Here is a 23,433-nt window from a genome sequence, read left to right as displayed (position 1 = left end):
GGCGTTAAATTCTTGCTTGCCCCCGGCTTTTTGCTATTTTTGCGGGTACTATAAAAAAAGTGATCCATGCTCAAGAGAAGTCTACTTAGTTTATCGTTCGTTGCATTGACCATCTTTGGTGGGTTTGCCCAACAACTGGAAGACAAAACCGTGCTCACTATTGGAGACAATGCTATCACGGCAGGGGAGTTCATGCGTGTTTACAACAAGAATCTCAACTTGGTAGCCGACGCGGAACAACGCAAGGTGGACAACTATCTGGACTTGTATATTGATTACAAGCTCAAGGTTGCTGAGGCCTATGACATGGGATTGGATCAGACGGAGGCGCACAAAACCGAATACCGCAAGTACAAGCACAAACTGGCCACTACCTATATGAACGTCGGTGAGGTGACTGACGGATTGATGAAAGAAGCCTTTAAAAGACAACAGGAAGAGATCCGTGCGCGCCATATTGTTATCAGTGTGACTGCGGACGACCTGCCGCAAGATACCTTAGCAGCCTATAACAAAGCGGTGAAACTACGTCAAGAGATTATAGACGGTAAGCGTGATTTTGAAAATGCTGCGCGTCAATTCTCAGGTGATCCGAGTGCTGCCGATACCGGAGGGGATCTCGGATGGTTCTCTGTTTTTAAAATGGTATATCCTTTTGAAACCGTTGCTTACAATACTCCTGTTGGAGAGATCTCAGAGATTGTTAGAACTCAGTTTGGATACCATTTCATTGAAGTGCTAGACAGACGCCTAGTAGCGAAACAAGTAACGGTGGCGCACATTATGATCAGCCCAAAACAAGATGATCCAAATTTTGATGCGGAAGCCAGAATCAACGAGCTTTATGGGAACATTCAGCAAGGCGCTTCATTTGAAGACCTTGCGAGACAGTATTCAGACGATAAGAACACAGCACAAGACGGCGGAAAACTCAGCCGTTTTGGACCGGGAATGTTGAATGCAGAAAATTTTGAGCGCGCTGCATTTTCTCTAGAGAACCCTGGCGATATGTCCAAACCCTTACAAACCGATTTTGGATGGCACATCATAAAACTCTTGGAGCGTCACGAATACCCGACCTTTGAAGAGGTAGAACCGCGTTTAAAGCAAAAAGTACAACAAGCGCAACGCTTGGACTTCATCAAGGCTATGTCCATTCAGGAACTCAAGGCTCGGTATAATGTAACCACGCCAGATCATGTAGTTCCTTTCTTTGCAGATTTCTTGACCGACAGTATCAAAACCAAGACCTGGAAGTATACTGATAGTCTGAATCCGGCAATGAAAACGGAGATCTTCAATTTGAATGGGACTAGTTTTACCTATGACGATTTTGCGCGTTTTATAGAAGAGCGTCAACGCAAGTCCGCCAGAAAGGGGACAACCTACGGTGCTGCAAAGACTTTTTACAGTGAGTTTGAGCTGGCGACCATTCGTGATTTCTTCAAAGACAATTTAGATAAAGAAGACCAAGGCTTTGCCAATATCGTACAGGAATACAAGGAAGGCTTGTTGATCTTTGATCTTATGGAAAGTGAGATCTGGGGCAAAGTAAGAAAGGACAGCACTGGATTGGAAGCTTTCTACAATGACCAGATAGAAAACTATCAGTACAAACCTAGAGTAGTTGGTCTGGTTGCCTCCACACCCAACGAATCCGTAGCTAAAAAAGTTAGAAAGGCACTAAAGAAAGGGGCCACTCTTGCTGAGCTACAAGCGCAGTTCAATACCGAAAATGAAACCCAAGTAATTTTTAGTCAAGGAACCTATGCAGCGGGCCACCGTTTGCTACCCGAAGCTTACAAATTAGCGACTGGAGTTTCTAAAGTGTACAATAAGGCCGGGCAATTTACGGTTATACGAACAGACGAACTCTTAGCACCGACGGCAATCCCCTTAGAAACCATTCGAGGCCGTGTAATGGGTGATTATCAGGCTGCCCTGGAATCGACCTTCATGGAACGACTCAAGAAAAAATTCAAGGTGAAAATAGACCAAGCGGTGCTCAAGGAAATTAAAGCACAACTCTAATGCTTGGAAGAAATTACTGGTTCTTTGCTTTGCTTGCCGCTATGGCAATGACTTCTTGTGATTTCTTAACTCGGGAATTGCCTTCTGAACCTGTTGCTCGTGTAAATGACAGTTATCTTTTCAAGGAGGATCTTACCAACCTGATCCAGCCCAATACTTCTGCAGAAGACAGTATTTTGATCGTGACCAATTATATCAATCGTTGGGCCACTCAGCAGTTGCTTATTGATCAGGCCCGATTGAACCTTTCGGAGTCTCAATTGGCTACTTATGATCAGTTGGTGGACGATTACAAAGCCGACCTTTATACCAAAGGTTATAAGAATGCTGTGGTGTCTAATCAGTTAGACAGTTCCATAACAGCGCAAACCTATCAGCAGTATTATGAAAAGAACAAGGAGAGCTTTGTCTTGAAGGAGCGTTTACTCAAGCTGCGATATATTTACGTAGGGACGGAATTTAATGACACAGATAAGGTCTCTGAGGATCTAAAAGAATTTGATGCTGAAGCTAAGGAAGCCCTAGAGGAGATCGCTTTTCAGTTCAAGCGTTACTACCTCAATGACAGTACTTGGGTGCGCCAAGACGCCCTGCTTTCGGAAATACCGTTAATTGCGGTTAAAACCAACGCAGAAAAGTTAAAAAAATCTAATTTCGTAAGGCTGCAAGACTCTATAGGAGTATATTTGATCCAAGTTCAGGATGCCTTAGAAAAAGGGGATGATGCTCCGCTGGAATACGTCAGACCCACCATTCAACAAATTATACTAAACAAAAGGAAATTGGACCTCATTAAAAAATTGGAGGCCGATATTACAAAAGATGCGATCAAGAATAATGATTTCGAAGTTTATCAATAGCCGTTTATGTTTTGCCGCCCTGGCTTTAGTTGGGTTGCAATTGCAGGCGCAGGAAGTAGTAGAGGTAGATAGCACGGGAGTTGCGGCGAGTCAACAGGTCATTGATACTGTGAAGACCTTTGAGAAATTCAAAGTGGACGGGGTAAGTGCCCAAGTGGGTAAATACATCGTTTTGGACAGTGATATCGATCGTAAATACATTCAAATAGAACAGCAAGGTTTTTCAACTGCAGACATTACACGTTGTGAGCTTTTGGGAACTTTGATGGAAGAAAAACTATACGCGCATCACGCCATTCAGGACAGTGTGATCATTCCAGATGCACAGGTGAATGCGACTACTGATCAGCAGATACAGTACATGCTGGCGCAGTTCAACTCAGAAGAGCAGGTTTTGAAATTCTATAAGAAAAAGACCATGCCTGAACTGAGAGCAGAGCTTTTCCAGATCAACAAAGACAATATGTTGGCCTCTGAAATGCAGAACAAGATCATTGAAGGGGTAGAGATCACTCCAGAAGAGGTGAGAACCTTCTTTAATTCAATTCCTGTAGATGAGCGTCCGCTATTCAGCGCGGAGGTTGAGATCGCGCAGATCGTTATTGAGCCTGAGATCCCTCAGGAGGAGATCCAAAAAGTAATTGACCGTTTAAACGAATTTAGACGCGGTATTGTTGAGAACGGAGAATCATTCGCTACCAAAGCAGTACTGTATTCTCAAGATCCGGGATCGAGTACTAAGGGAGGTAAGATCAGCCTGAAGCGTTCCGACAATTTTGTAAAGGAATTTAAAGACATGGCTTTCTCCTTGCAAGAGGGAGAAGTGAGTGAGCCTTTTGAGTCAGAATTCGGTTATCACATTTTAATGGTGGATAAGATCCGCGGGCAAACCGTAGACGTGCGCCATATTCTTTTGATCCCTGATGTAACCGATGAGACTGTTGCAGTAGCGAAAGCCAAGATCGAGAACATTCGTCAACGTATTGTTGATGGTGAGCTGACCTTTGCTGAAGCAGCTAAGAGCGAATCCGACGAAAAAGAAACCAAGAATGACGGTGGGCAATTGGTAAATCCAGTAAGTGGTGATACCCGTTTTGACCTGACCAAAATGGATCCCGTATTGTCTCAACAGATCTACAACCTAAAAGACAAGGAGGTTTCTCAAGTATTGACCGATGCAGACCGCACCGGGCGTAAGAAATTCAAGATCATCATGGTGACCGATCGTTATGACGAACACCAGGCTGACTACTCTAAAGATTACGAAAAGATCAAGGACCTCGCCTTGAATGACAAGCGTCGTAGAGCTATTGAGGAGTGGCAAGATGAGAAGATCTTAGAAACCTTTGTAAGTGTGAATCGGGATTATTACGACTGTGATTTTGCCAGCAATTGGATAAAGAATTAATATGAGTGACGTAGCAGCGATCGGCCAATTGGTCGAGAAGTATAAAGCCTTAAAGACAGAGATTGCCAAAGTTATTGTAGGACAAGAAGAGGTCATTGACCAAGTGCTACTGGCTATATTCTCTGGAGGACACGCGCTGCTCATTGGAGTTCCGGGATTGGCGAAAACCCTTTTGGTTAATACCGTTGCTCAAACCCTTGGACTGGACTTTAAACGCATCCAGTTCACTCCAGACCTTATGCCTAGTGATATCTTAGGGGCAGAGATCTTGGATCAGAATAGAAATTTCACCTTTGTAAAGGGGCCTATTTTTGCCAACGTTATCTTGGCGGATGAGATCAACCGTACACCACCTAAAACTCAGGCAGCTTTGCTAGAGGCCATGCAAGAGCGCGCGGTGACTGTGGCTGGAAAGCACTATCCCTTAGACTTGCCGTATTTCGTTTTGGCAACGCAAAACCCAATTGAACAAGAAGGAACCTATCCACTGCCAGAAGCGCAGTTGGACCGTTTTATGTTTGCGATCAACTTGAAGTATCCAACATTTGAGGAAGAAGTTTCGGTAGTGAAAAACACCACTACAGACAATCAAGCCAGCGTCAATACACTATTCAATGCTCAAGAGATCATTGGGTTTCAGCAGTTGATCAGACGTATCCCTGTTGCCGATAATGTTATTGAATACGCGGTGACCATGGTAGGTAAGACCCGTCCAAAAGAAACTACCGCTACTGAGATGGTAAAGACCTATGTGGATTGGGGAGCAGGGCCAAGAGCCTCGCAGAACCTAATTTTAGCCGCTAAGGCTAATGCTGCCATCCGCGGAAAATACTCTCCAGATATTGAAGACGTTCAGCAAGTAGCTTATGGGGTGTTGCGTCATAGAATGATCAAGAACTACAAGGCAGAAGCAGAAGGGGTGACCATTGAGGCCATCATTAAAGACTTGTTCTAATTCTCAAACCGAGCTTTAAGACGCGCGTCCAGATCAGCGTCGTAAATACCAAAGAACATACTGGCCATCATGTCCTGGCGCTCACCAGAGGTGTTATCAGTCTCCAAAACCAATTCATACTGTTGATTTGTATATAGGGTAAAGCCTGTAGCGTCACTGTATTCCACAATTTTTTCCAAGCCCACCCGATCCTTATGATTCACAGCCTTAGCATGAAACAAAACTTGCTGTGTTGTTGCGTTGATGAGTTTTAAGCCTGTAGCAAAAGGATGTAAATGCGTGGCAATGTGATGTACTTGCAAGCTGTCTTTGATCTCCAATTGTGCCGTGATGTCGTTGCGATAGATTTGCTTGCCTGGGAATACCACCCAATGTCCGCTGCGGCGCACACCCTCGGCATCTTCATAATTGTGGTTTTTGGTCTCCACAGGGATACAAACGCTAGGGTCGTCCTTTGCAGCCTCGTTATCAAAAGGAAACAAAGGATCATAGGGCAACATCATAAAGACGGTCAAGGGTCTTAATGGTTTGAGCTCGGGACCATCAGCCTCATGAAATATACTCACCTTATGTCTCAGTCCAAATAAGAGACCTTTTAAGTTGTGGTTTAAGACTTGCGTGGATAAATAGAGGAATTCATCAGCCCGAATCGGGAACCCAAACCCCTCAGGATAACGATAGGATTCCATCCCATTGGTCAAAGTAGCCAAACGCGGATAATTACTACCAATTCTATTGGGAATCTGCCATTTGGAGTAATAGCTTTGATCATAATAGTCCATATTGGTGTGGCACATAAAATCCTTGGAGAGTTCGGTGATTCCATCCGCAGCCATAACGGAAGTCTCAAATCCATTGACCCAAACCAGACTGCTGTCTGTGGGATTGATCTGAAAACCGCGCATGGCCTTTGGTCCTTCCATGGAGGTGTAAATATTGTCTACATAGAATAGCGGGCTGTAAAAGTCTGTTTGCCGCGCGCCATAGCTCACTTGCCAATCTCCACTCAAGCCTAATTTAGCGAGCAAGGTGGTTTTTACAATGGCCTTGTGCCGGTTGGAAAGCTGCAAATAGTATAGACCTCCACCAAGCACAGCGGCTAATGAAAGCCAGACAATTATTTTAAGTACTTTTATGCGCATAGCTACTTACAAATATATTCCTTTATGCAAATAGATTACTCCAAGCGTATTTTTGGTTTAGACCTGATGCGAGCGGTTGCCATTCTATTTGTGGTGTTTTCTCATGCGCTGTGGATCGTTCCTGAATTGCCAGGCTTGCCTGGAGAACTTTTGCGACTTATGGGCGTCTTGGGCGTAGAGATCTTCTTTGTTTTAAGCGGATTTTTAATTGGAAGGATTCTTTTAAGACAGTTTAGTGGGGGATACAACAAGCAAGGTGTGGGCTACTTTTGGGTACGTCGCTGGTTTAGAACGCTGCCCAATTATTATTTGATCCTCTTGGTCAATATTGGGATTGTTCTTTTTATGGGACGCGATTTGCCAGAGAGTCTTTGGAAGTACTTTTTCTTTATTCAGAATGCCTTTAGCTCCATGGACATTTTCTTTACAGAATCCTGGAGTTTACCCATAGAAGAATTCACCTATTTGCTCGCGCCGATTTTGGCTTGGGCGCTTTGGAAGTTTCTCAAATTAAAAGCTCATAAAGCCTTTCTGTACACCGCTATTGGAATGATCTTGTTTGGCTTGATGTCTAAAGTCTTCTATCAATTGCAGGTGGCTGAGTCTGATATGATCTTTTGGAATACGGAGCTCAAGGCCGTGATGATCTATCGTTTGGACGCGATCTTTTACGGTATGCTTGGAGCCTATGCAGCTCAATATTTTGCTGATTTTTGGCAGCGCAACCGCTGGATACTTTTCCTTGTTGGAGTTTTGGGGATGCTGCTGATCAGTTTTGGGGTTCCCATGTTGGGCTGGTTCATAGACAGTCATCCTTGGGTTTGGAATGTGGGTTATTTGCCTTTCTGTTCTTTAGTAATCGCTTTGTTTTTACCCGTGCTCAGTGCTTGGAAAACAGCGCCGCGAATTATACGCGGTTCGGTAACCCGCATTAGTTTGATCTCCTACAGCATGTATTTATTGCATTATTCTGTCGTGCTACAACTGCTCAAGTATTTCTTGCCTACTGAGCGTCTATCCTTGATTGATAAAGGGGTCTATGTCTTGGTTTATTTGGCATTGACCTTTGTGGCTTCCTATGTTTTGTATCGAATTTACGAGCGCCCGATGATGAATTTAAGGGACCGCCAAATGGTAAAACGCTATTTTCAAGCCCCTTAGATTGCTAAGTCAGCAATAAAGACTCCCAGAATTTTAGAGGTTGTTCAATTTTTAATTCGGAATTTATCATTCCCGTAAATCGTAACTATACGGCTAAGTTCAGGGCATATTGGACATAAAAATCAAACGATTTTTTTGTATTTTCGCAACACTTCCAAAAAAATAGATACATATGGCATTTGACATTGACATGATAAAAAATACCTATGCGCAGATGGCGCAGAAGGTAGATGCTGCAAAAGCACTAACAGGTAAGCCTTTAACGCTGGCCGAGAAAATTCTTTATGCTCACCTTTGGGATGAGATGCCTTCCCAGCCTTTTGTTCGTGGAAAGGATTATGTTGATTTTGCTCCAGACCGCATCGCATGTCAAGATGCTACGGCGCAAATGGCTTTGTTGCAGTTCATGCAAGCCGGAAAACAAAAAGTTGCTGTGCCAACTACAGTACACTGTGATCACTTGATCCAGGCCAAACAAGGAGCTGCAGCAGATCTAAAGCGTGCTAATGAGACCAGTAGTGAGGTATTTGATTTCCTGGAGTCTGTATCTAACAAATACGGAATCGGTTTCTGGAAACCAGGAGCAGGGATCATTCACCAAGTGGTTCTAGAGAACTACGCCTTCCCAGGAGGTATGATGATCGGGACGGATTCTCACACCGTGAACGCGGGTGGTTTAGGAATGGTTGCCGTTGGAGTTGGTGGAGCTGATGCCGTAGACGTTATGGCTGGTATGCCATGGGAGCTTAAATTTCCAAAACTCATCGGTGTGAAATTAACCGGAGAGCTCAACGGATGGACGGCTTCTAAAGATGTGATCTTGAAAGTAGCAGGTATCCTAACTGTAAAGGGAGGAACAGGAGCCATTGTAGAGTACTTCGGGCCTGGAGCAACCAACCTTTCTTGTACAGGAAAAGGAACCATTTGTAATATGGGAGCAGAGATCGGTGCTACGACTTCTACTTTTGGATATGACGATGCTATGGAGCGTTTCTTACGCGCTACTGATCGTGAAGAAATTGCCGATGAAGCCAATAAGATCCGTGAATACCTAACAGGAGACCCTGAGGTATACGCGAATCCAGAACAATATTTTGACCAAGTGATTGAGATCAACCTTTCTGAGTTGCGTCCACACTTGAACGGACCTTTTACTCCAGACTTAGCGACTCCAGTGGGAGAGTTAGGACCTAAGGCAAAAGAGAACGATTGGCCACTAAACGTAATGTGGGGATTGATCGGTTCTTGTACCAACTCTTCTTATGAGGATTTGACCAGAGCTGCGAGTATCGCCCAGCAGGCCATCGACAAAAAACTAAAGCCAAAGAGTGATTTTGGAATCAATCCAGGATCGGAACAGATTCGCTTTACTGCAGAGCGCGATGGTTTACTAAGTGTGTTTGAAAACTTAGGAGCGACCATCTTTACCAACGCTTGTGGTCCATGTATTGGACAGTGGGACCGTTCTGATCTCCTCGGAGAAGAAAAGAACACCATTGTGCACTCCTTTAACAGAAACTTCTCTAAGCGTGCAGACGGTAACCCGAACACACACGCTTTTGTAGGTTCTCCAGAAATGGTTGCTGCCATTGCAATCTCTGGACGTTTGGATTTTGATCCTGTAAACGATACCCTGATCAATGAAGACGGTGTTGAGGTGAAGCTAGACGAGCCAAAAGGACTGGAATTGCCTCCACAAGGATTTGATGTAGAAGATGCTGGTTATCTAGAGCCTGTTGAGGACGGAAGCGGAATCAACGTAGTAGTGAGCCCAACTTCTGAGCGCTTGCAACTGCTTACACCTTTTGAGCCTATTCAAGACAGCGAGCTGCAAGGGGTAAAACTCTTGATCAAAGCTTTCGGGAAGTGTACTACGGACCACATTTCTATGGCAGGTCCATGGTTGCGTTACCGCGGTCACTTAGACAATATTGCAAACAACACCTTGATCGGTGCGGTGAATGCATATAACAAAAAGACCAACTTCGTTAAGAACCAACTAGACGGTGAATACGGAGGAGTACCAGATACCCAACGCGCTTACAAAGCTAAAGGGATTCGCACCATCGTGGTTGGAGATCACAACTACGGAGAAGGATCTTCGAGAGAGCATGCGGCTATGCAGCCACGTCACTTAGGAGTAGCTGCGGTATTGGTGAAGTCTTTTGCACGTATTCACGAGACTAACTTGAAAAAGCAGGGTATGCTCGGATTGACCTTTGCCAATGAGGCAGATTATGATCTGATCCAAGAAGACGATACCTTCAACTTTGTGGACATCGCGGACTTTGCTCCAGGTAAGCCATTAACTATAGAAGTTGTTCACGCAGATGGATCTAAAGACACCATCATGGCGAACCATACTTACAACGCTGCTCAAATTGAGTGGTACCGTGAAGGGTCTGCTTTGAACCTGATTAAAAAACAGAACGCTTAAATTAAAGCGCCTTAATATTAAAAACCCGAAGTTGACGCTTCGGGTTTTTTTGTTTATTTCAATTGTGATCTAAAAATCGCGATGTCCTCCTTAGTGGTTAAGTCGGGGACGTGTTCTTTTAAAGGAATACCCAGCATAGTGGCATTACGCATGTTTCGAATCATTAACCAAATGGCGGTGGGAAGTTCTTTTTCTTTGCGTTCAGGGTTTTCTGGACAATCTACGAGCCACCAGTAAAGATCGGCGCCATTAAACTTGAAGATATTCATGCTTACCCTCAGAGTATCCGTCTTATCGCGATAGTTTTCCAGTTCTTCAAGTTTTGGTTTTTCGATGATGTCGATTAATTCATTCTCTTTATTCAATCGACATAAAGCAAATCTTGCAATCTTCTCTTCAGGAAAATCTAAACCACTTCTGTCGTAAGCAATAAAGGCATTTTTGGCATCAGTGGTTTGTAATTGATTAAGCGCATCGGCTGAATAAAGATTATCACTGTTACAAACAACGAATTCCTTTTCCTTAAGCTCAGGGTATTGATCCATGGCTTGTTGAAGGGCATCAGCTGTTCCATAAGGTTTTTCGCGGCCTTCGGGAATGTATTGAATAGCAAATTTAATAGTAACACCAAGTCGCTCTTTATTCCAAGTATTATCGCCATACCACGATTTGAAGCTATCGTTTTGAGGTGACGTGATTAAAATAATTTCGGAATAATATGCAGCCTGCGCGTTTTTTATGATGTAATCAAGCACCGGACGCTCATCGCCCTGCAAAACAATCAAACACTTAGCACTCGCATTTGCCGCAGCTACTTCTGCAGCACTTAAACCTGCACTGGCTTGTGATTTCTTCATGCGGCTGGATGCGCCGCCGGCTAAAATGATCAGTGTTTTCATAGCCTAAGGTCTTTTGCACCCGCAGATACGCGCGCCTCAAATACTTCAACAGCTCCCGCGGCCTTAAGTGAGCTGATAAGTTCTTGCTCTTTCCCTTCCGCAGGAATACAAGCAATACAACCCCCACCTCCGGAACCGACAATTTTAGCGCCCAAGGCGCCCGCTTCATGGGCAGCGGAGATCAAACGATCTATCTCTGGCGTAGTGATCTTCAAAAGGCTCTGTAAAATACTGTGATGACGGTTCATCAAGCTTCCTAAAAATCGAACTTCTTCTGGCCTGTCTTGAAGGCAGGCCATTGCAAAACGCGTGTTTTGATAATTGCCATAGGCTGCAATGAAAATCTCTTTTAGATCGTCTTCTACATAATTCACATAATTCGCAGCGGAATGATGGGCATATTGATCAAAGTCGGGTACGTGACTTTTTACCTGAGCAATAGCCTTATGGGCTTTCTCATTGAGGTTTCTCAAACCAGCTAAGGTAGTTTTTGGGACTCCGGAACTGGCAATGATCAGCTTTTGGAAAGGTAATTTAACCGGTTCAAAACTCATGTCTTTACGAGTATTGATATAGATCGCTCCACCAATAGCTGAAGTGTATTGGTCCATTTTACCTCCAGCTTGTCCGTGCTCTTCCACTTCAGCCAAATAAGCCATATGGCCGATTTCTGCGGAGCTGAATCGATCCAAATGGTCGGTTAATTTAAGCACCAAAGTAAGCCAACCCACCACAAAAGCAGAAGAGCTGCTCAGTCCGGCATTGATTGGAATGTTTCCGCTAACCTGAATGTCATGACCAGTATGGATTTTTACGCCCTTTGCCGCTAATACTTTTAAACCCGATTTAATATAATCTTGCGGTTCAAAGGAATTGAGGTCTTCATTCAATGAAAGTGTTCTGGTTTTTTTAAGATCGACGAACTCAAAGTTCAAAGCTTCGGTCTCATTGGGCTCAGCTTTAAAAGTGATGTACCTATCTATGGCACAAGCAATGACCGGCAATCCTAAATAATCTTGGTGGTCGCCAAAGAGGCAAACACGCGCGGGGGCTTTAATAGTGGTCATCCTTTAAAATTGATCGCTGTTCCAGTTCCATGGTTTGCGCTTTACCCAATTACCGCGCGTAAAGTCTGGGAATTCTTGGGCTTCTCCATTTGCGGCAATAGAAGCTTCAGAAAGCGGCGTCACTGCGCTCCATGCCGCAGCGTCATATACGTCCAAAGGAGGCGCTGCATTGCGTTTAGCCGATTCTACAAAGGCGTGCAGCACAAAGAAGTCCATTCCGCCGTGTCCGGAGCCTGTGGCGCGATCTGCATATTTTTTCCAAAGCGGATGATCGTATTTGTCCAGCCAAGGTTGAGCCTCCTCCCAGCGATGCGGATCGGACTTACCTTCTATATAAATACGGCTGCCGTCCACTTCCCAAAGTCCTTCACTCCCTTGTACTCTAAAGCCAAGCGAATAGGGACGGGGTGAGTTACAATCGTGGGTTACAATGATAGTTTCTCCATTGGAAGTGCTAATCATAGAAGTGATCACATCGCCTTGTTTCCATTTGAGTTTTGCGTTGGGGTGATCAGCTCCGCCAACATCCACAATGTATTTATTGAGTCCAACAGCTTTGCTGGCCATAGAAGAGATAGACACCATTCGATTGCCTCGGTTGATATCACACATGGTTGCTACAGGTCCCAGACCGTGAGTAGGATATACATCGGCATTGCGCAGTAAGCTGTGCTGTGTTCTCCACGCAGATTCCGAAATTCCTTTTTCTCCAAATTCCGCGCCTTTGCCGTAGGCAGTCTTGCCGTCATTAAACTTTACAAAACGCAGGTCGTGTTGGTATCCGCAGCGGAAATGCAACAGCTCACCAAAGACATTTTGCTTCACCATATTCAAGGCAGCCATAACGTCTCTGCGGTAGCATACATTCTCTAAGATCATTAAATGAGACCCGGTCTCTTCATGAATGTTTACCAGATCCCAGCACTCTTCCATGGTGTTGGCTGCGGAGACTTCCAAACCAACATATTTGCCCGCTTTCATAGCGTCTTTAGCCATGCGAGTGTGCCAAAGCCAAGGCGTGGAAATGATCACCGCGTCAATATCTTGCATCGCGAGTAGATTCTTGTAGTCGTATTCATCTGCAGTGAATTGTTTTACTGCCGGGTGATTGTGCTTTTGCAAAAGTTCCTCTACCACCGGCATTCTGCGGGTATCGGTATCGCAAACGGCTACGATGGTCACATCATCTCTATACAAGAGGTTCTGCAGGTGATTGGTGCCTCGCAGTCCAACGCCAATAAGACCTACGCGAAGTTTATCTTTTAACGGATTCAGGTCTTGTGCAAAGGTAAAACTAGGAGCTAGAGCCAGGCCTGTTCCAATCAGGGCACTCTTTTTTACAAATTCTCTACGACTACTCATTTGGTGTGGTTTTAAACAAAGTTAACCATATTTCATTGTGACTTGTAAGTAAGCAGAAAAAGCTGCGTCTAAAACAGATAACTAACCGTGGTCAATACCTTGGTGTTGACTCAGACACTACAAAAATAATTGCTATGAAGACGCTTTGGTTCTTTGAAGAGGTTAACCTGTTTTCCATGCTTTGCCCCCACAAATTCAAAGCATTCAAGAAAGATCACAGTTTCAATACCTACAAAAAACAAGACTACATTTACTTTGAAGAAGATAGTGCCAGTAAGGTCTATTTGATTGAAGAAGGCCGTGTAAAACTCGGTTATTACACAGAAGACGGCGAAGAAATGGTCAAGGCCATTTTAACTAAAGGCGAACTCTTTGGCGAGAAAGCCATTTTAGGTGAAGAGAAGCGCGATGAGTTTGCGCAAGCTTTGGGCAGTACCAGTATTTGCCCTGTAGATGTTGGAACCATGCACGAACTCATGCGAGACAATCGCAGTTTTAGTTTTAGGATCTATAAGCTTATAGGATTCCGATTGAAGCGTTTGGAGCGCCGCTTGGATCTAATTCTTTATAAGGACGCAGAAACACGCGTCAAAGAATTCCTGAAAGAGCTGGCAGATGATTACGGCTATTGCTGTCCTTATAATGGAGATACGGTGATTAAGCATCCGTACACGCAAAAGGACATCGCCAAATTGCTGGGAACCTCAAGACCCACGCTGAATTCCATTATGAATAAATTCAAGGCTGAAGAGCTTATAGACTTTAGCAGAAACGAGATTCGTTTAAAATTTTCTGCTTAGTGTAAGCTAGCTGACATTTCTTTTTATGAGGCCGAACTAAGTTTGTATCGGTAATTAAAAACTATAATCATGAAAAGAAAAATTTTTAGCCTGTTGTTCGCTTCTTTGCTTTTTGCCGCCTGTAGCAATGATGATGACAACAATACTCCAGCTCCAGACGCTGGAACTCTTCAAGGTGGTCCATTTACCTTTTTGGTAGACGGAAACCCTGACTTTGTAAGCGGTATTACTACAGACCCTGATGCGGTTGGAACCAACAGAACTTTTGTAGTCACTGACGACGCCGGAAATATCTTGGGATTGCCACCAACGATAGAAGCGCTAGAAGGTGTTGACTTTGACGGTGCTGGTGTAGGTGTTTGTCTGATTTGGTACCTGCGTTTTGAAGATGATCTTCAAGGAGCAGAGGTAGGAGCAAACGCCAACGACCTTACTGGTACTTTTGATTTATCAAACTCGATCACTGTAAACAGAAACGCAGCTCCTAATGCTGGTGTTCTGATGGGTGGTCCATTTGAATTCTGTGTTGACGGAAGTCCTGATTTTGTTAGTGGAATTAGCACGGATCCGGCCGCTACAGGTACAAACAGAAGTTTTGTAGTCACTGATGACGCCGGAAATATCTTAGGATTGCCACCAACTCTTGAAGCCTTAGAAGGTGTTGATTTTGACGGCGCCGGAGGTGGTGTTTGCTTGATCTGGTACCTGCGCTTTGAAGACGGTCTAGTCGGAGCAGAAGTTGGTCTTAACGCCAACGATCTAGAAGGAGACTTTAGCTTATCTAACCCAATTGAGGTTGTGCGTAACGCGCCAAACGGAGGGATGATCAGCGGTGGACCATTTACCTTCACTGTAGATGGAACTCCAGACATGGTTAGCGGAATCACTTTAGACGGTACGCAAACCGGAACGAATTCAACTTGGGTAATCACTGATGATGCTGGTAACATCTTAGGATTGCCACCGACAATGGCAGCTCTTGAAGCAGTAGATTTTGACGCTGCAGGTGTAGGAGTATGTCTAATCTGGTACTTGCGCTTTGAGGACGGCCTAGAAGGCGCAATGCCTGGCAACAATGCCAGCGATTTGGTAGGCTGTTTTAGCCTTTCCAATTCGATCACAGTTACTCGAAATTAAGGAGTAATACATTTTTGTAGTGAAGTCCCGCTGAAAGGCGGGACTTTTTTTATGCAAGGAATCGGCTTATTTTTGGACTACCTATTCATGAAATTAGACCAGAACTTTTTTAAGAAACAATGGAGCAACATCCTTATGGTGTTGCTGATTGTTCTGTTGATCGTACCTCAGACAGGAACTCCTATTAAAGCCGGGATTCAACGCCTGTTTGCCTTTGCTCCAGACAGCTTACCTGAGGAGGAGCAACTCAGCTTAGATACTTATAACTGGCCCTTGCAAACTTTAGGAGGTGCCTCGGAGAATTTTGAGCAGTCAAAAGGTAAAGTAGTTTTGGTGAACTTTTGGGCGACTTGGTGCCCTCCATGCATAGCAGAGATGCCCGCCATGCAGGAATTGTATGATAAATTCGCAGATCGCGTGGATTTCTATTTCGTCTCCGGAGAAACTCCAGAGAAACTCCAAGCCTTTATGGATAAGAAAGGGTATGAGCTGCCGGTCTTTATCCAAAGTTATCAGGCGCCAGAAGTCATCAGAAGTAATTCGTTGCCTACTACTGCCGTAATTGATAAAACGGGGAAGGTGCTGCTTTTAGAAACAGGTGCGAAAGCCTGGAATGATCCAGATTTCTATGCCTTTTTAGAAGAACTGCTCACGCGTTGAGTTGCGGGTCCCGAAACGTAAACAGTAATAGCCAGGACCGTTAAAAGCATTCCAATATTGTAAATAGTGTCTTCCACGGGAATGGTTCCCATACGCAAACCGAGGTTTTCATCATTGTTGTACCAAACCACTTGTTCGTCAATTCCTGTTCCGGTCAAAACACCATTGACCACAAAGAAGGGAATCAAGATCACTAAATAGGTCAAAAAGAATCGGTTGAAGAGCTCAGGCCTCCAATTGTAGACTATTCCAAGTACAATTAAGGCGTAGCTAAAATTTAAGGCGGTGTACCAAAGGTGATTGGTATACCAAAGTGCAACCACTAGAACGGCAGCGAGGATCGTATAAATAACCGAAGTGGCCCTTTTAGAGAGCTTCACATTAGGCATAAGCTCAATGAGCGCGTAATGCGTAAAGATACAGGCGTAGGGGATACAGATAAAGAACAACCATTCCTCTATGGGTAGGTTGAATAGGTAGATTCCGCTTAGATAATCGGGATTGAATCCCCAGAAACCATTGACCGTAAAGGCAATGTCCCATGGAATGAATACCGCCATCATTACCAAGACTCCTAAAAAGAATCCTTTCCAGCGCTTGTAGAACTTTAAACGCGGGTGGAAGCTAAACAGGAAGGGAACAATAAATGAACCTAAGTTTAACCATAGGTACAGATACTGCATCGTTATTTTTTAAAGTATTTGAGCGGAGGAAGTAACATCCCAAAACACTGACCGTCTTCTTTGCCTAAATGTTTGTGGTGGATCTTGTGCGCTCTGCGAATACCGCGTGCATACCAATTGTTGGCGTTGCGGAACATCTTAAATCTTTGGTGGATGAAAATATCGTGCACCATAAAATAAGTGAATCCGTAAGCGAAGATCCCCAGTCCAATAGGCAGTCCCGCCCAGAAGCCATAATACTGCCAGGCTATAAAGCATCCAATACTCACAGCGGCGTAAAAGATAAAAAAGGCGTCATTGCGTTCCCACCAGCTGCCGTGATCCTTGTGGTGATGGTCTTTGTGCAAGACCCAAAGAAAACCGTGCATAATATATTTGTGGGTAAACCAGGCCATGAATTCCATAATGCAAAAGGTGGTCAAAAAGACCAATATCCAAAGCAGTATATCCATTACTATCGAACTAATTTTAATTGATATTTCACATAACTACGGGTCAATAACCCGAACTTCTCGTAATTGGGAACTCTGATCCGCTTGTTTTTAATTTCCATAGCGGGAGTTCTGTAAAGCTTTTTAAGCAGGCGTCTGTAATAGCGGTACGCCATAAATACGCCGAACTTCGCTTCTGTTGGCAAAAGTAATATTCCCTGATAGCCTTTTGCAAAGTCTTCTTCGATTTCTGCAATAATTCTTTTCTTGGCGTCTTCATCTAAGGCGCTGAGGTTGGTGTTCGGGAAGTAGGTTCTGCTCAAACCTTCAAAATCGGCTTTTAAGTCACGCAGAAAGTTTACTTTTTGGAAAGCAGATCCTAAGTGCATTGCAGACTCCTTTAGAGCGTCATATCGCTCCAGATCTCCTTTTACAAAGACCATGAGGCACATTAGGCCAACCACATCCGCAGAGCCGTAGATGTATTCCTTGTATTCTGCATCTGTGAGGTATTCGGTCTTGGTCAAATCCAAACGCATACTCTTCATAAAGGCATCAATGGATGACTTTTGAATGTTGTATTTGTGAACCGTGTGTTGGAACGCATTGAGGATTGGATTCAAATGGATTTTGTCGTGCAAGGCGTCTTCCAAGCTTTGTGAAAAGCGGTCAAAGAGTACGGCTTTGTCATAGTCGTGGAAGGAATCCACAATCTCATCCGCAAAGCGAACAAAACCATAAATATTATAAATGTCTTGTCGGATACTCGGCGCGAGCATCTTAGTGGCTAAGGAGAACGAGGTGCTGTATGCATTGGTCACCTTTTGGCTACAGAGGTTAGAAACGATGTCAAATGTTGCTTTCATGCTGCAATAGAGTACTAATGATCATTTTCTATCAAACCGGCTACCAACTTTCCTGAAATAAGGGACGGAGGAACTCCAGGCCCTGGAACGGTGAGTTGACCGGTAAAGTATAGGTCTTTTACTTTCTTACTACGCAGCTTTGGTCTCAAAAAGGCCGTTTGGAGCAAGGTATTTGCCATACCATACGCATTTCCCTTGTAAGAATTGTAGTCCTCAATGAAGTCATTTACACAGTAGGACTCTTTAAAGATAACGTATTTTTTGACTTCTTGCTGTGTCAATTTCTCTAAGCGAGTAAGAATAATGTCGAAATATTTTTCACGCATCTCTGGAGTGTCTTCCAAACCAGGAGCAAGTGGAATCAAGAAAATTCCTGCTTCTTTCCCTGCCGGAGCTGCATTGTCATCGGTCTTAGAAGGGAAACTGGCATAGAACAGAGGTTCATCAGGCCAAGTAGGTTCATCATAAATATCGTGGGCGTGGGTTTCAAAATCCACGTCAAAGAATAAGGTGTGGTGCTCTACGTTTTCAATAGGCTTTTCAAAGCCAACATAAAATAAAAGAGCAGAGGGAGCGAAGGTCTTCTTCTTCCAATAATTCTCAGAATACTGGCGGTGCTCTGCTGGCAATAGGGTTTCTGAGTGGTGGTAATCTGCGCCGCTAAGTACAATGTCTGCCTTGTGTATTTCACCGTTAGAGACCAATCCCGTTGCATGACCGTCATTAACGGTTATGGAATCTACATTGTGCTCTGTGCGGATCTCAACACCCAGCGATTCTGCTAAGGACTTCATACCTTCAATAACGGAGTACATCCCATCTTTTGGGTGAAAAGTTCCAATCCCAAAATCTGCATAGTTCATAAAACTATAAAAGGCAGGCGTATTGCTCGGTTTTGCTCCTAAGAACAAAACAGGAAATTCCAAGATGGAGACCAAACGCGGATTTTTAAATTCGGCGCGAACGTCTTTTGCAATAGTGCTAAAGAACTGCCCAATTTTACGCATAGTCACGGGTGTAACTAATTCTAAAGGAGACACCCCAGGGCGATATACCAGATCTTTAATGGCAATGTCGTAGTTGGATTTGGCCTTAGCCATAAACTTCTGAAGTTTGGCTGCGCTGCCGGGTTCTTCTTTTTCAAAGGTCTTACAGATCTTTTCCAAACTGTCTTCAATGGTAATGAAATCCATTTCACCAAAACATACACTGTATGCCGGATTGAGTTTGATCAGTTCGTAAAAGTCTTCGGGTTTTTTGTCAAAGTCAGCGAAGAATCGCTCAAAGACATCAGGCATCCAATACCAAGTTGGGCCTATGTCAAAGGTAAAACCGTCGCGTTTGAGTTGTCGTGCACGACCGCCTACGGTCTTGTTCTTTTCAAAGATGGTCACCTGGTGTCCGGCTTTTGCCAGATAAGATGCCGCGGCCAAAGAGGCGAAGCCGCTACCTACGATTGCAATGCTTTTCTTCATTTGTTTAACAAATTAAATCAAATTCTAAACAAAATGAAAGCTGCTGATCGTATTTAAGATTTTTTTAATGAATTGAGTTTTTCGAGTAGCCCTTCAATGGTCCCTATAACTGTGACATGATCTGGAACCTTATCTGCCTCAACCTCACGGGTCTTAGCCCCCATAAGCCACAATTGACTTGCTTGTTCTTTACTGATAATCTTATCAAATTCCTTTAAGTACTCATAAATGGAAACCTTGTCTGGTTTCACGGTAAAGAAGGAAACAAAGACAACATTATCGTGGTGCTTGAGCACATTGCGCAAGCTCGGTAATGGAATATTACTGCCCAAATAAATGGTTTGATGACCTGATTGTAGGATCTCGTAATGGGCGTACAGCAGTCCAATTTCATGAATCTCTTCATACGGTAGATACAAAGAGAAAAGAATGTCTTGGCGTTCTGGTTTTTGTACACTCTGTAGATTAGAGATGTTTACAATGATCTTTTGTTTGATCAGTTCAGAGATGAACCGCTCGTGGGCCGGGTCTATCGTTCCGGTTTGCCATAATGTACCGATCTCTTGTAATAAAGGAATGAAGACCTCCATAAAGATCTCTCTAAAACTGATGCGCTCGCTGAGTTCGTTGAAGGTGGTGGCAAAGAGGGTGTAATCAAAGTCGAACATGGCCGTTTTAAAGGCCTTCATCGCGTAGTCCTCTTGCTTTTGACTGGCGCGTTCTTCAATGATCTGCTGGATCTCCGTATCGCTCAACTTTGCGATTTTAGAAATCTTAATGCCTTCATTATAAAGGAAAGTTACATTGAGCAACTTCTTAAGGTTCTCCAGATCGTATTTACGGATGTTTGTATCCGTACGATTCGGCTCCAGTAGGCCATAGCGCTTTTCCCAAATGCGAATGGTATGCGCTTTTACTCCACTTAAGTTCTCTAAATCCTTTATGTTAAACTGAGTTTTAACAAGCATACATCAACGGGGCTTCATGAATTAAATCACAATATAGCGATTCACAAAAATAAGCTTTTGTTTAATAAAAATGAAAAAATAATAAACAATTAACAGAAAAAAATTTGCATGTTTTGAGTAAATTTTGTTTAACGTTTACGGCGCCCCGTGAAGTAAACTATGTTAACTCCACGGCCGCGCTTTCCGCTATATCTTTTCACTTCGTAAAAAGGATGCCGCTGCAATCGCTGGCGCGAGGTTCCGGTCACTAAATGGAAAGCACAGTTCCCTCAATTTAGATTCAAAACGATTAAACAAACCAATACATTTGTGCAAGAGTGAGAATATTATGAAAGGTCTTTTAGTCGCAATATTTATCATTGTTAGTGCCTGTGGAACTACTAGTGATCAAATTCCGAAGTCTTATTTTGAAATTGATCAATATGGTTTCGTTTCTGTAGATCAAGAATTTAAAATTAAACTCTTAAACTTTTATCCTAGTAATACACTTTGCCATACAGAAGGAGGGATTCCATATTCGTTAATAATCGGTGAAACCATCGATTCGGACTTACCTCCCAAATTAAGCGTACTGATAAAGTGTAGTTCAGAATCCTACCAAAAGGGCAAAGAGTATTCAATTCTTCCTATTGTTGATCCTATCGCAAAGACAAATAGATCCTACATTTTCCTCTTAAAAGATTCAATTATTGGCGGAGAGAATAAGCTCTGGCTTTTGGGTTCTGAGTTTCCCGCAATCTGGGGTCAAGTTGAAGATATGGAATGACTGGAGGGTGTCAAAATTTTAGCAAGGTTAAAATCAAAACGCAAATCGCTGTGCGATTTAAATCTGCTCCATAAAAAAAACGCTCAAGCTAGCTTGGCGGTGAGAGTGCCTCGCTTCGCTCGGCCGTCCCATGCCGCGACGAGGTCAAAATTATAAAGCGATAACGCGCCTAGCGCGTTAAATCTCACAATAAAAAAACCACGTCGAAGCTTGCTTCACGTGGTTTCTTCATTGCGATCTTTATTGTCGCTTTACAATTCTCTAGTGCCCGAGGTGAGACTGCCTCACTGCGTTCGGCGGACTCAAAACGCTAGCATGGTGAGAATCGAAAAACAGCAATTGCTGCGCAATTGAATCTCGCCCATAAAAAAACCGCATCAAAGCAAGTGTCGCGGTGAGACTAACTCGGCTTTGCCTCGTTGGGCTCAAAACGCTAGCATAGTCAAAATCAAAACGCAAATCGCTGTGCGATTTAAATCTGCTCCATAAAAAAAACGCTCAAGCTAGCTTGGCGTTTTTTGTTCGTCGCATCTTTGGTGCGTTTTGATTCATTTGTACCCGGAATGAGACTCGAACTCACACGCCCTAATGGACACATGGCCCTCAACCATGCCTGTCTACCAATTCCAGCATCCGGGTAAAAAAAAGTTAAGCTGTTGGGCTTAACTTTTAGTGGTGACCTGACTGGGGCTCGAACCCAGGACCCTCTCCTTAAAAGGGAGATGCTCTACCAACTGAGCTATCAGGTCTTTGTTGAATGCGGGTGCAAATATAAAACCATTCTATTTATTTATCAAAGCTATTTTGATTTAAATTTGAGTTTTCGAAGAAAGCCAATTGCTTCCTTGAAGCAGACAGAATTTAAAAGCATTAGTTATGATCGTTTTATTGGGTTATATGGGCAGCGGTAAGTCGCTGATCGGTAAAAAATTAGCCGAAGTGCTCCAATGGCCTTATTGCGATTTAGATGTTTTGATCGAGCAGGAAGCAGGGCAGTCGATCCCTGAATTTTTTAAGGAAAAAGGAGAGATAAAGTTTCGAATTTTAGAATCTCAGGTCTTACAGCAGCAGCTAGCTGACCCAAAAAATCAAGTCCTGGCTCTCGGAGGAGGAACGCCTTGTTATGCAGGAAACATGGATAAGCTCCTTGCAGCCAAAGGTGTTCAGACCATTTATTTAAAAACTCAATTGGATACCTTGTTGCAAAGACTCTGGCCAGAAAGAGCACAGCGTCCGCTTATAGCACACTTGGAGAATAAAGATGATCTCAAGGATTTTGTACGTAAACATTTGTTTGATCGTTCTCCCTATTACATGCAGGCAGAGCATCGTATAGATACCTCAGAGCAATCCGCAGAAGAAGTAGTAAAAGCTATAGTTGCCCAATTATTCTAGGCAAACTCGGTCTTGATCCTTCTCAAAGACTACAGCCACATTCTCGTTTAAAGAAGTAGAAAGTGAAATTCCTTTAAAGTCAGCTTTGACCGGGTATTTTTTGTGGTTTCTATTCACCAACACGGCTGTTTTGAATCTCGATAGTGGAACATTTAAAAAGTGACGCACACCGTAGATCAGCGTGGTGCCGGAGTTGAGCACATCGTCAATCAATACAACAGCCTTGTTTTCATAATCTGCAGCAGGCATACTGGTAGTGATAGGCGCTCTGGGATCTGCTTTGTCAATCTCCACCTTGCACAATGAAAAATGCATGGGCGCAATATCTTGCAGCATTTCTGCCAAGCGCTGTGCGAGCGTATATCCTCCACCGGCTATCCCAGCTAAAACGATCTCCTTTTCCGTCGCGTTTGCTTCATAGATCTGATAAGCAATTCGGCGAATTTTGTGTTGAACCTCTTGGTGATTCAAGATTGTATCCATAGCGCTGTCTTGTTGTTAAAACAAAGATACCAAAACTTTGTTCACTCTTGTTCGTCTGTGAAGTCCTCCAGATCACGACGATCCTTTTTCGTAGGGCGACCTGTTCCGCGTTTGCGGTAGTAGTCTTTGGAATATTTGAGCATTTCTAGGGTCTCTACGGCTGCCTTAGGGGTAATGTCCTGACGGTACATATCAACCAATTTGGCGCCCACACGACTGGGTGGTGTATCTAAGACCTTGAGCACGTAATCCACCTGGTTTTTTCGCACCTTGAGTTCATCACCCGGATATACTTCTCGGGCGGGCTTTACCACATCGTTATTTACTCTTACGGCTCCTTTTTTACAAGCAATTGTCGCCTGATTACGTGTTTTGAAATAACGCGTGGCCCAAAGATATTTGTCAACCCTCATACAAAGCTTCTAAAATCAACGTTAATGTTTACAG

The 23,433-nt window shown here is 43.7% G+C and carries 22 protein-coding genes and 2 tRNA genes; 11 read left to right on the top strand and 13 right to left on the bottom strand.

Annotated features, from left to right (window positions below; genetic code table 11):
- The first annotated feature begins 66 nt into the window (after nucleotides 1-66).
- The 4 genes from POW22_RS14390 to POW22_RS14375 are packed head-to-tail and all read left to right on the top strand — an operon-like array spanning nucleotide 67 to nucleotide 5,254.
- On the top strand, nucleotides 67-2,031 hold the full coding sequence (locus tag POW22_RS14390; RefSeq protein ID WP_272833462.1) for a peptidylprolyl isomerase: 1,965 nt from the start codon (nucleotides 67-69) through the stop codon (nucleotides 2,029-2,031).
- Nucleotides 2,031-2,891 (top strand): peptidylprolyl isomerase, encoded by an 861-nt coding sequence (locus POW22_RS14385; protein ID WP_272833461.1) that lies wholly within the window; start codon nucleotides 2,031-2,033, stop codon nucleotides 2,889-2,891. The genes POW22_RS14390 and POW22_RS14385 overlap by 1 nt, the downstream gene beginning before the upstream one ends.
- Nucleotides 2,869-4,299, top strand: a complete 1,431-nt coding sequence (locus tag POW22_RS14380) for a peptidylprolyl isomerase (RefSeq protein WP_272833460.1) — start codon at nucleotides 2,869-2,871, stop codon at nucleotides 4,297-4,299. The genes POW22_RS14385 and POW22_RS14380 overlap by 23 nt, the downstream gene beginning before the upstream one ends.
- 1 nt (nucleotide 4,300) lies before the next feature.
- Complete coding sequence (locus tag POW22_RS14375; protein ID WP_272833459.1) at nucleotides 4,301-5,254, top strand: AAA family ATPase; 954 nt, start codon at nucleotides 4,301-4,303, stop codon at nucleotides 5,252-5,254.
- Here POW22_RS14375 and POW22_RS14370 read toward each other — a convergent pair.
- Entirely contained in the window at nucleotides 5,251-6,396 is a 1,146-nt protein-coding gene (locus tag POW22_RS14370) for a hypothetical protein (protein WP_272833458.1), read from the bottom strand. The genes POW22_RS14375 and POW22_RS14370 overlap by 4 nt on opposite strands.
- A 24-nt stretch (nucleotides 6,397-6,420) precedes the next feature.
- Here POW22_RS14370 and POW22_RS14365 point away from each other — a divergent pair, with 24 nt between their 5' ends.
- On the top strand, nucleotides 6,421-7,557 hold the full coding sequence (locus POW22_RS14365) for an acyltransferase family protein (protein WP_272833457.1): 1,137 nt from the start codon (nucleotides 6,421-6,423) through the stop codon (nucleotides 7,555-7,557).
- A gap of 172 nt (nucleotides 7,558-7,729) precedes the next feature.
- Complete coding sequence (locus tag POW22_RS14360; protein ID WP_272833456.1) at nucleotides 7,730-9,994, top strand: aconitate hydratase; 2,265 nt, start codon at nucleotides 7,730-7,732, stop codon at nucleotides 9,992-9,994.
- Between the two features lie 53 nt (nucleotides 9,995-10,047).
- On the opposite strand, the gene POW22_RS14355 is transcribed toward POW22_RS14360, so the two are convergent.
- From POW22_RS14355 to POW22_RS14345, 3 genes are read right to left on the bottom strand one after another with little or no spacing between them, the layout of a single operon-like run.
- On the bottom strand, nucleotides 10,048-10,893 hold the full coding sequence (locus POW22_RS14355; protein ID WP_272833455.1) for a sugar phosphate nucleotidyltransferase: 846 nt from the start codon (nucleotides 10,891-10,893) through the stop codon (nucleotides 10,048-10,050).
- The gene (locus POW22_RS14350; RefSeq protein WP_272833454.1) at nucleotides 10,890-11,960 is read right to left on the bottom strand and encodes a mevalonate kinase family protein; all 1,071 of its coding nucleotides are present in this window, start codon (nucleotides 11,958-11,960) and stop codon (nucleotides 10,890-10,892) included. The genes POW22_RS14355 and POW22_RS14350 overlap by 4 nt, the downstream gene beginning before the upstream one ends.
- 3 nt (nucleotides 11,961-11,963) lie before the next feature.
- On the bottom strand, nucleotides 11,964-13,322 hold the full coding sequence (locus tag POW22_RS14345; protein WP_272833453.1) for a Gfo/Idh/MocA family protein: 1,359 nt from the start codon (nucleotides 13,320-13,322) through the stop codon (nucleotides 11,964-11,966).
- Nucleotides 13,323-13,456: 134 nt separating this feature from the next.
- Here POW22_RS14345 and POW22_RS14340 point away from each other — a divergent pair, with 134 nt between their 5' ends.
- The 3 genes from POW22_RS14340 (at nucleotide 13,457) to POW22_RS14330 (ending at nucleotide 15,919) form a co-directional block, all read left to right on the top strand.
- Nucleotides 13,457-14,122, top strand: a complete 666-nt coding sequence (locus POW22_RS14340; RefSeq protein WP_272833452.1) for a Crp/Fnr family transcriptional regulator — start codon at nucleotides 13,457-13,459, stop codon at nucleotides 14,120-14,122.
- A gap of 69 nt (nucleotides 14,123-14,191) precedes the next feature.
- A complete protein-coding gene (locus POW22_RS14335) occupies nucleotides 14,192-15,259 on the top strand; it encodes a hypothetical protein (protein ID WP_272833451.1) in 1,068 nt (355 codons plus the stop codon).
- An 87-nt stretch (nucleotides 15,260-15,346) separates the two neighbouring features.
- Nucleotides 15,347-15,919 (top strand): TlpA family protein disulfide reductase, encoded by a 573-nt coding sequence (locus tag POW22_RS14330; RefSeq protein WP_272833450.1) that lies wholly within the window; start codon nucleotides 15,347-15,349, stop codon nucleotides 15,917-15,919.
- Here the strand turns inward: POW22_RS14330 and POW22_RS14325 are convergent.
- The 5 genes from POW22_RS14325 to POW22_RS14305 are packed head-to-tail and all read right to left on the bottom strand — an operon-like array spanning nucleotide 15,886 to nucleotide 20,342.
- Complete coding sequence (locus tag POW22_RS14325) at nucleotides 15,886-16,602, bottom strand: lycopene cyclase domain-containing protein (protein ID WP_272833449.1); 717 nt, start codon at nucleotides 16,600-16,602, stop codon at nucleotides 15,886-15,888. The two genes, POW22_RS14330 and POW22_RS14325, sit on opposite strands and share 34 nt — an antisense overlap.
- 2 nt (nucleotides 16,603-16,604) lie before the next feature.
- The gene (locus POW22_RS14320) at nucleotides 16,605-17,054 is read right to left on the bottom strand and encodes a sterol desaturase family protein (protein ID WP_272833448.1); all 450 of its coding nucleotides are present in this window, start codon (nucleotides 17,052-17,054) and stop codon (nucleotides 16,605-16,607) included.
- 2 nt (nucleotides 17,055-17,056) lie between these two features.
- Nucleotides 17,057-17,899: a phytoene/squalene synthase family protein gene (locus tag POW22_RS14315; protein WP_272833447.1), complete on the bottom strand. Its 843-nt coding sequence runs from the start codon at nucleotides 17,897-17,899 to the stop codon at nucleotides 17,057-17,059.
- A 14-nt stretch (nucleotides 17,900-17,913) separates the two neighbouring features.
- Nucleotides 17,914-19,374 (bottom strand): phytoene desaturase family protein, encoded by a 1,461-nt coding sequence (locus tag POW22_RS14310; RefSeq protein WP_272833446.1) that lies wholly within the window; start codon nucleotides 19,372-19,374, stop codon nucleotides 17,914-17,916.
- Nucleotides 19,375-19,427: 53 nt separating this feature from the next.
- Nucleotides 19,428-20,342 carry a MerR family transcriptional regulator gene (locus POW22_RS14305; protein WP_272833445.1) on the bottom strand — a complete coding sequence of 305 codons (915 nt, stop codon included), beginning with the start codon at nucleotides 20,340-20,342 and terminating at the stop codon, nucleotides 19,428-19,430.
- 328 nt (nucleotides 20,343-20,670) lie between these two features.
- On the opposite strand from POW22_RS14305, the gene POW22_RS14300 reads away from it, so the two are divergent.
- Nucleotides 20,671-21,108 (top strand): hypothetical protein, encoded by a 438-nt coding sequence (locus POW22_RS14300; RefSeq protein ID WP_272833444.1) that lies wholly within the window; start codon nucleotides 20,671-20,673, stop codon nucleotides 21,106-21,108.
- A 555-nt stretch (nucleotides 21,109-21,663) separates the two neighbouring features.
- Here the strand turns inward: POW22_RS14300 and POW22_RS14295 are convergent.
- Together POW22_RS14295 and POW22_RS14290 are read right to left on the bottom strand one after the other, a co-directional pair.
- Nucleotides 21,664-21,747, bottom strand: a tRNA-Leu gene (locus POW22_RS14295).
- Between the two features lie 34 nt (nucleotides 21,748-21,781).
- Nucleotides 21,782-21,857, bottom strand: a tRNA-Lys gene (locus POW22_RS14290).
- A gap of 127 nt (nucleotides 21,858-21,984) precedes the next feature.
- Between POW22_RS14290 and POW22_RS14285 the strand changes: the two genes are divergently transcribed.
- Nucleotides 21,985-22,503, top strand: a complete 519-nt coding sequence (locus POW22_RS14285) for a shikimate kinase (RefSeq protein ID WP_272833443.1) — start codon at nucleotides 21,985-21,987, stop codon at nucleotides 22,501-22,503.
- On the opposite strand, the gene POW22_RS14280 is transcribed toward POW22_RS14285, so the two are convergent.
- Both POW22_RS14280 and POW22_RS14275 read right to left on the bottom strand, forming a co-directional pair.
- Nucleotides 22,495-22,986: a phosphoribosyltransferase family protein gene (locus POW22_RS14280; protein WP_272833442.1), complete on the bottom strand. Its 492-nt coding sequence runs from the start codon at nucleotides 22,984-22,986 to the stop codon at nucleotides 22,495-22,497. The two genes, POW22_RS14285 and POW22_RS14280, sit on opposite strands and share 9 nt — an antisense overlap.
- A 41-nt stretch (nucleotides 22,987-23,027) precedes the next feature.
- Entirely contained in the window at nucleotides 23,028-23,399 is a 372-nt protein-coding gene (locus POW22_RS14275) for an RNA-binding S4 domain-containing protein (RefSeq protein ID WP_272833441.1), read from the bottom strand.
- Between the last annotated feature and the right edge of the window lie 34 nt (nucleotides 23,400-23,433).

The sequence above is a fragment of the Gilvibacter sediminis genome (assembly GCF_028561565.1).
GTDB classification, from domain to species: Bacteria; Bacteroidota; Bacteroidia; order Flavobacteriales; family Flavobacteriaceae; genus Gilvibacter; species Gilvibacter sediminis.
This window is presented reverse-complemented; position numbering and strand designations above follow the sequence as displayed.

Bases quoted from the DNA above. Each gene is read 5' to 3' on its own strand.
- POW22_RS14390 (WP_272833462.1), top strand. From the start codon at position 67: ATGCTCAAGAGAAGTCTACTTAGTTTATCGTTCGTTGCATTGACCATC.
- POW22_RS14385 (WP_272833461.1), top strand. From the start codon at position 2,031: ATGCTTGGAAGAAATTACTGGTTCTTTGCTTTGCTTGCCGCTATGGCA.
- POW22_RS14380 (WP_272833460.1), top strand. From the start codon at position 2,869: ATGATTTCGAAGTTTATCAATAGCCGTTTATGTTTTGCCGCCCTGGCT.
- POW22_RS14375 (WP_272833459.1), top strand. From the start codon at position 4,301: ATGAGTGACGTAGCAGCGATCGGCCAATTGGTCGAGAAGTATAAAGCC.
- POW22_RS14370 (WP_272833458.1), bottom strand. From the start codon at position 6,396: ATGCGCATAAAAGTACTTAAAATAATTGTCTGGCTTTCATTAGCCGCT.
- POW22_RS14365 (WP_272833457.1), top strand. From the start codon at position 6,421: ATGCAAATAGATTACTCCAAGCGTATTTTTGGTTTAGACCTGATGCGA.
- POW22_RS14360 (WP_272833456.1), top strand. From the start codon at position 7,730: ATGGCATTTGACATTGACATGATAAAAAATACCTATGCGCAGATGGCG.
- POW22_RS14355 (WP_272833455.1), bottom strand. From the start codon at position 10,893: ATGAAAACACTGATCATTTTAGCCGGCGGCGCATCCAGCCGCATGAAG.
- POW22_RS14350 (WP_272833454.1), bottom strand. From the start codon at position 11,960: ATGACCACTATTAAAGCCCCCGCGCGTGTTTGCCTCTTTGGCGACCAC.
- POW22_RS14345 (WP_272833453.1), bottom strand. From the start codon at position 13,322: ATGAGTAGTCGTAGAGAATTTGTAAAAAAGAGTGCCCTGATTGGAACA.
- POW22_RS14340 (WP_272833452.1), top strand. From the start codon at position 13,457: ATGAAGACGCTTTGGTTCTTTGAAGAGGTTAACCTGTTTTCCATGCTT.
- POW22_RS14335 (WP_272833451.1), top strand. From the start codon at position 14,192: ATGAAAAGAAAAATTTTTAGCCTGTTGTTCGCTTCTTTGCTTTTTGCC.
- POW22_RS14330 (WP_272833450.1), top strand. From the start codon at position 15,347: ATGAAATTAGACCAGAACTTTTTTAAGAAACAATGGAGCAACATCCTT.
- POW22_RS14325 (WP_272833449.1), bottom strand. From the start codon at position 16,602: ATGCAGTATCTGTACCTATGGTTAAACTTAGGTTCATTTATTGTTCCC.
- POW22_RS14320 (WP_272833448.1), bottom strand. From the start codon at position 17,054: ATGGATATACTGCTTTGGATATTGGTCTTTTTGACCACCTTTTGCATT.
- POW22_RS14315 (WP_272833447.1), bottom strand. From the start codon at position 17,899: ATGAAAGCAACATTTGACATCGTTTCTAACCTCTGTAGCCAAAAGGTG.
- POW22_RS14310 (WP_272833446.1), bottom strand. From the start codon at position 19,374: ATGAAGAAAAGCATTGCAATCGTAGGTAGCGGCTTCGCCTCTTTGGCC.
- POW22_RS14305 (WP_272833445.1), bottom strand. From the start codon at position 20,342: ATGCTTGTTAAAACTCAGTTTAACATAAAGGATTTAGAGAACTTAAGT.
- POW22_RS14300 (WP_272833444.1), top strand. From the start codon at position 20,671: ATGAAAGGTCTTTTAGTCGCAATATTTATCATTGTTAGTGCCTGTGGA.
- POW22_RS14285 (WP_272833443.1), top strand. From the start codon at position 21,985: ATGATCGTTTTATTGGGTTATATGGGCAGCGGTAAGTCGCTGATCGGT.
- POW22_RS14280 (WP_272833442.1), bottom strand. From the start codon at position 22,986: ATGGATACAATCTTGAATCACCAAGAGGTTCAACACAAAATTCGCCGA.
- POW22_RS14275 (WP_272833441.1), bottom strand. From the start codon at position 23,399: ATGAGGGTTGACAAATATCTTTGGGCCACGCGTTATTTCAAAACACGT.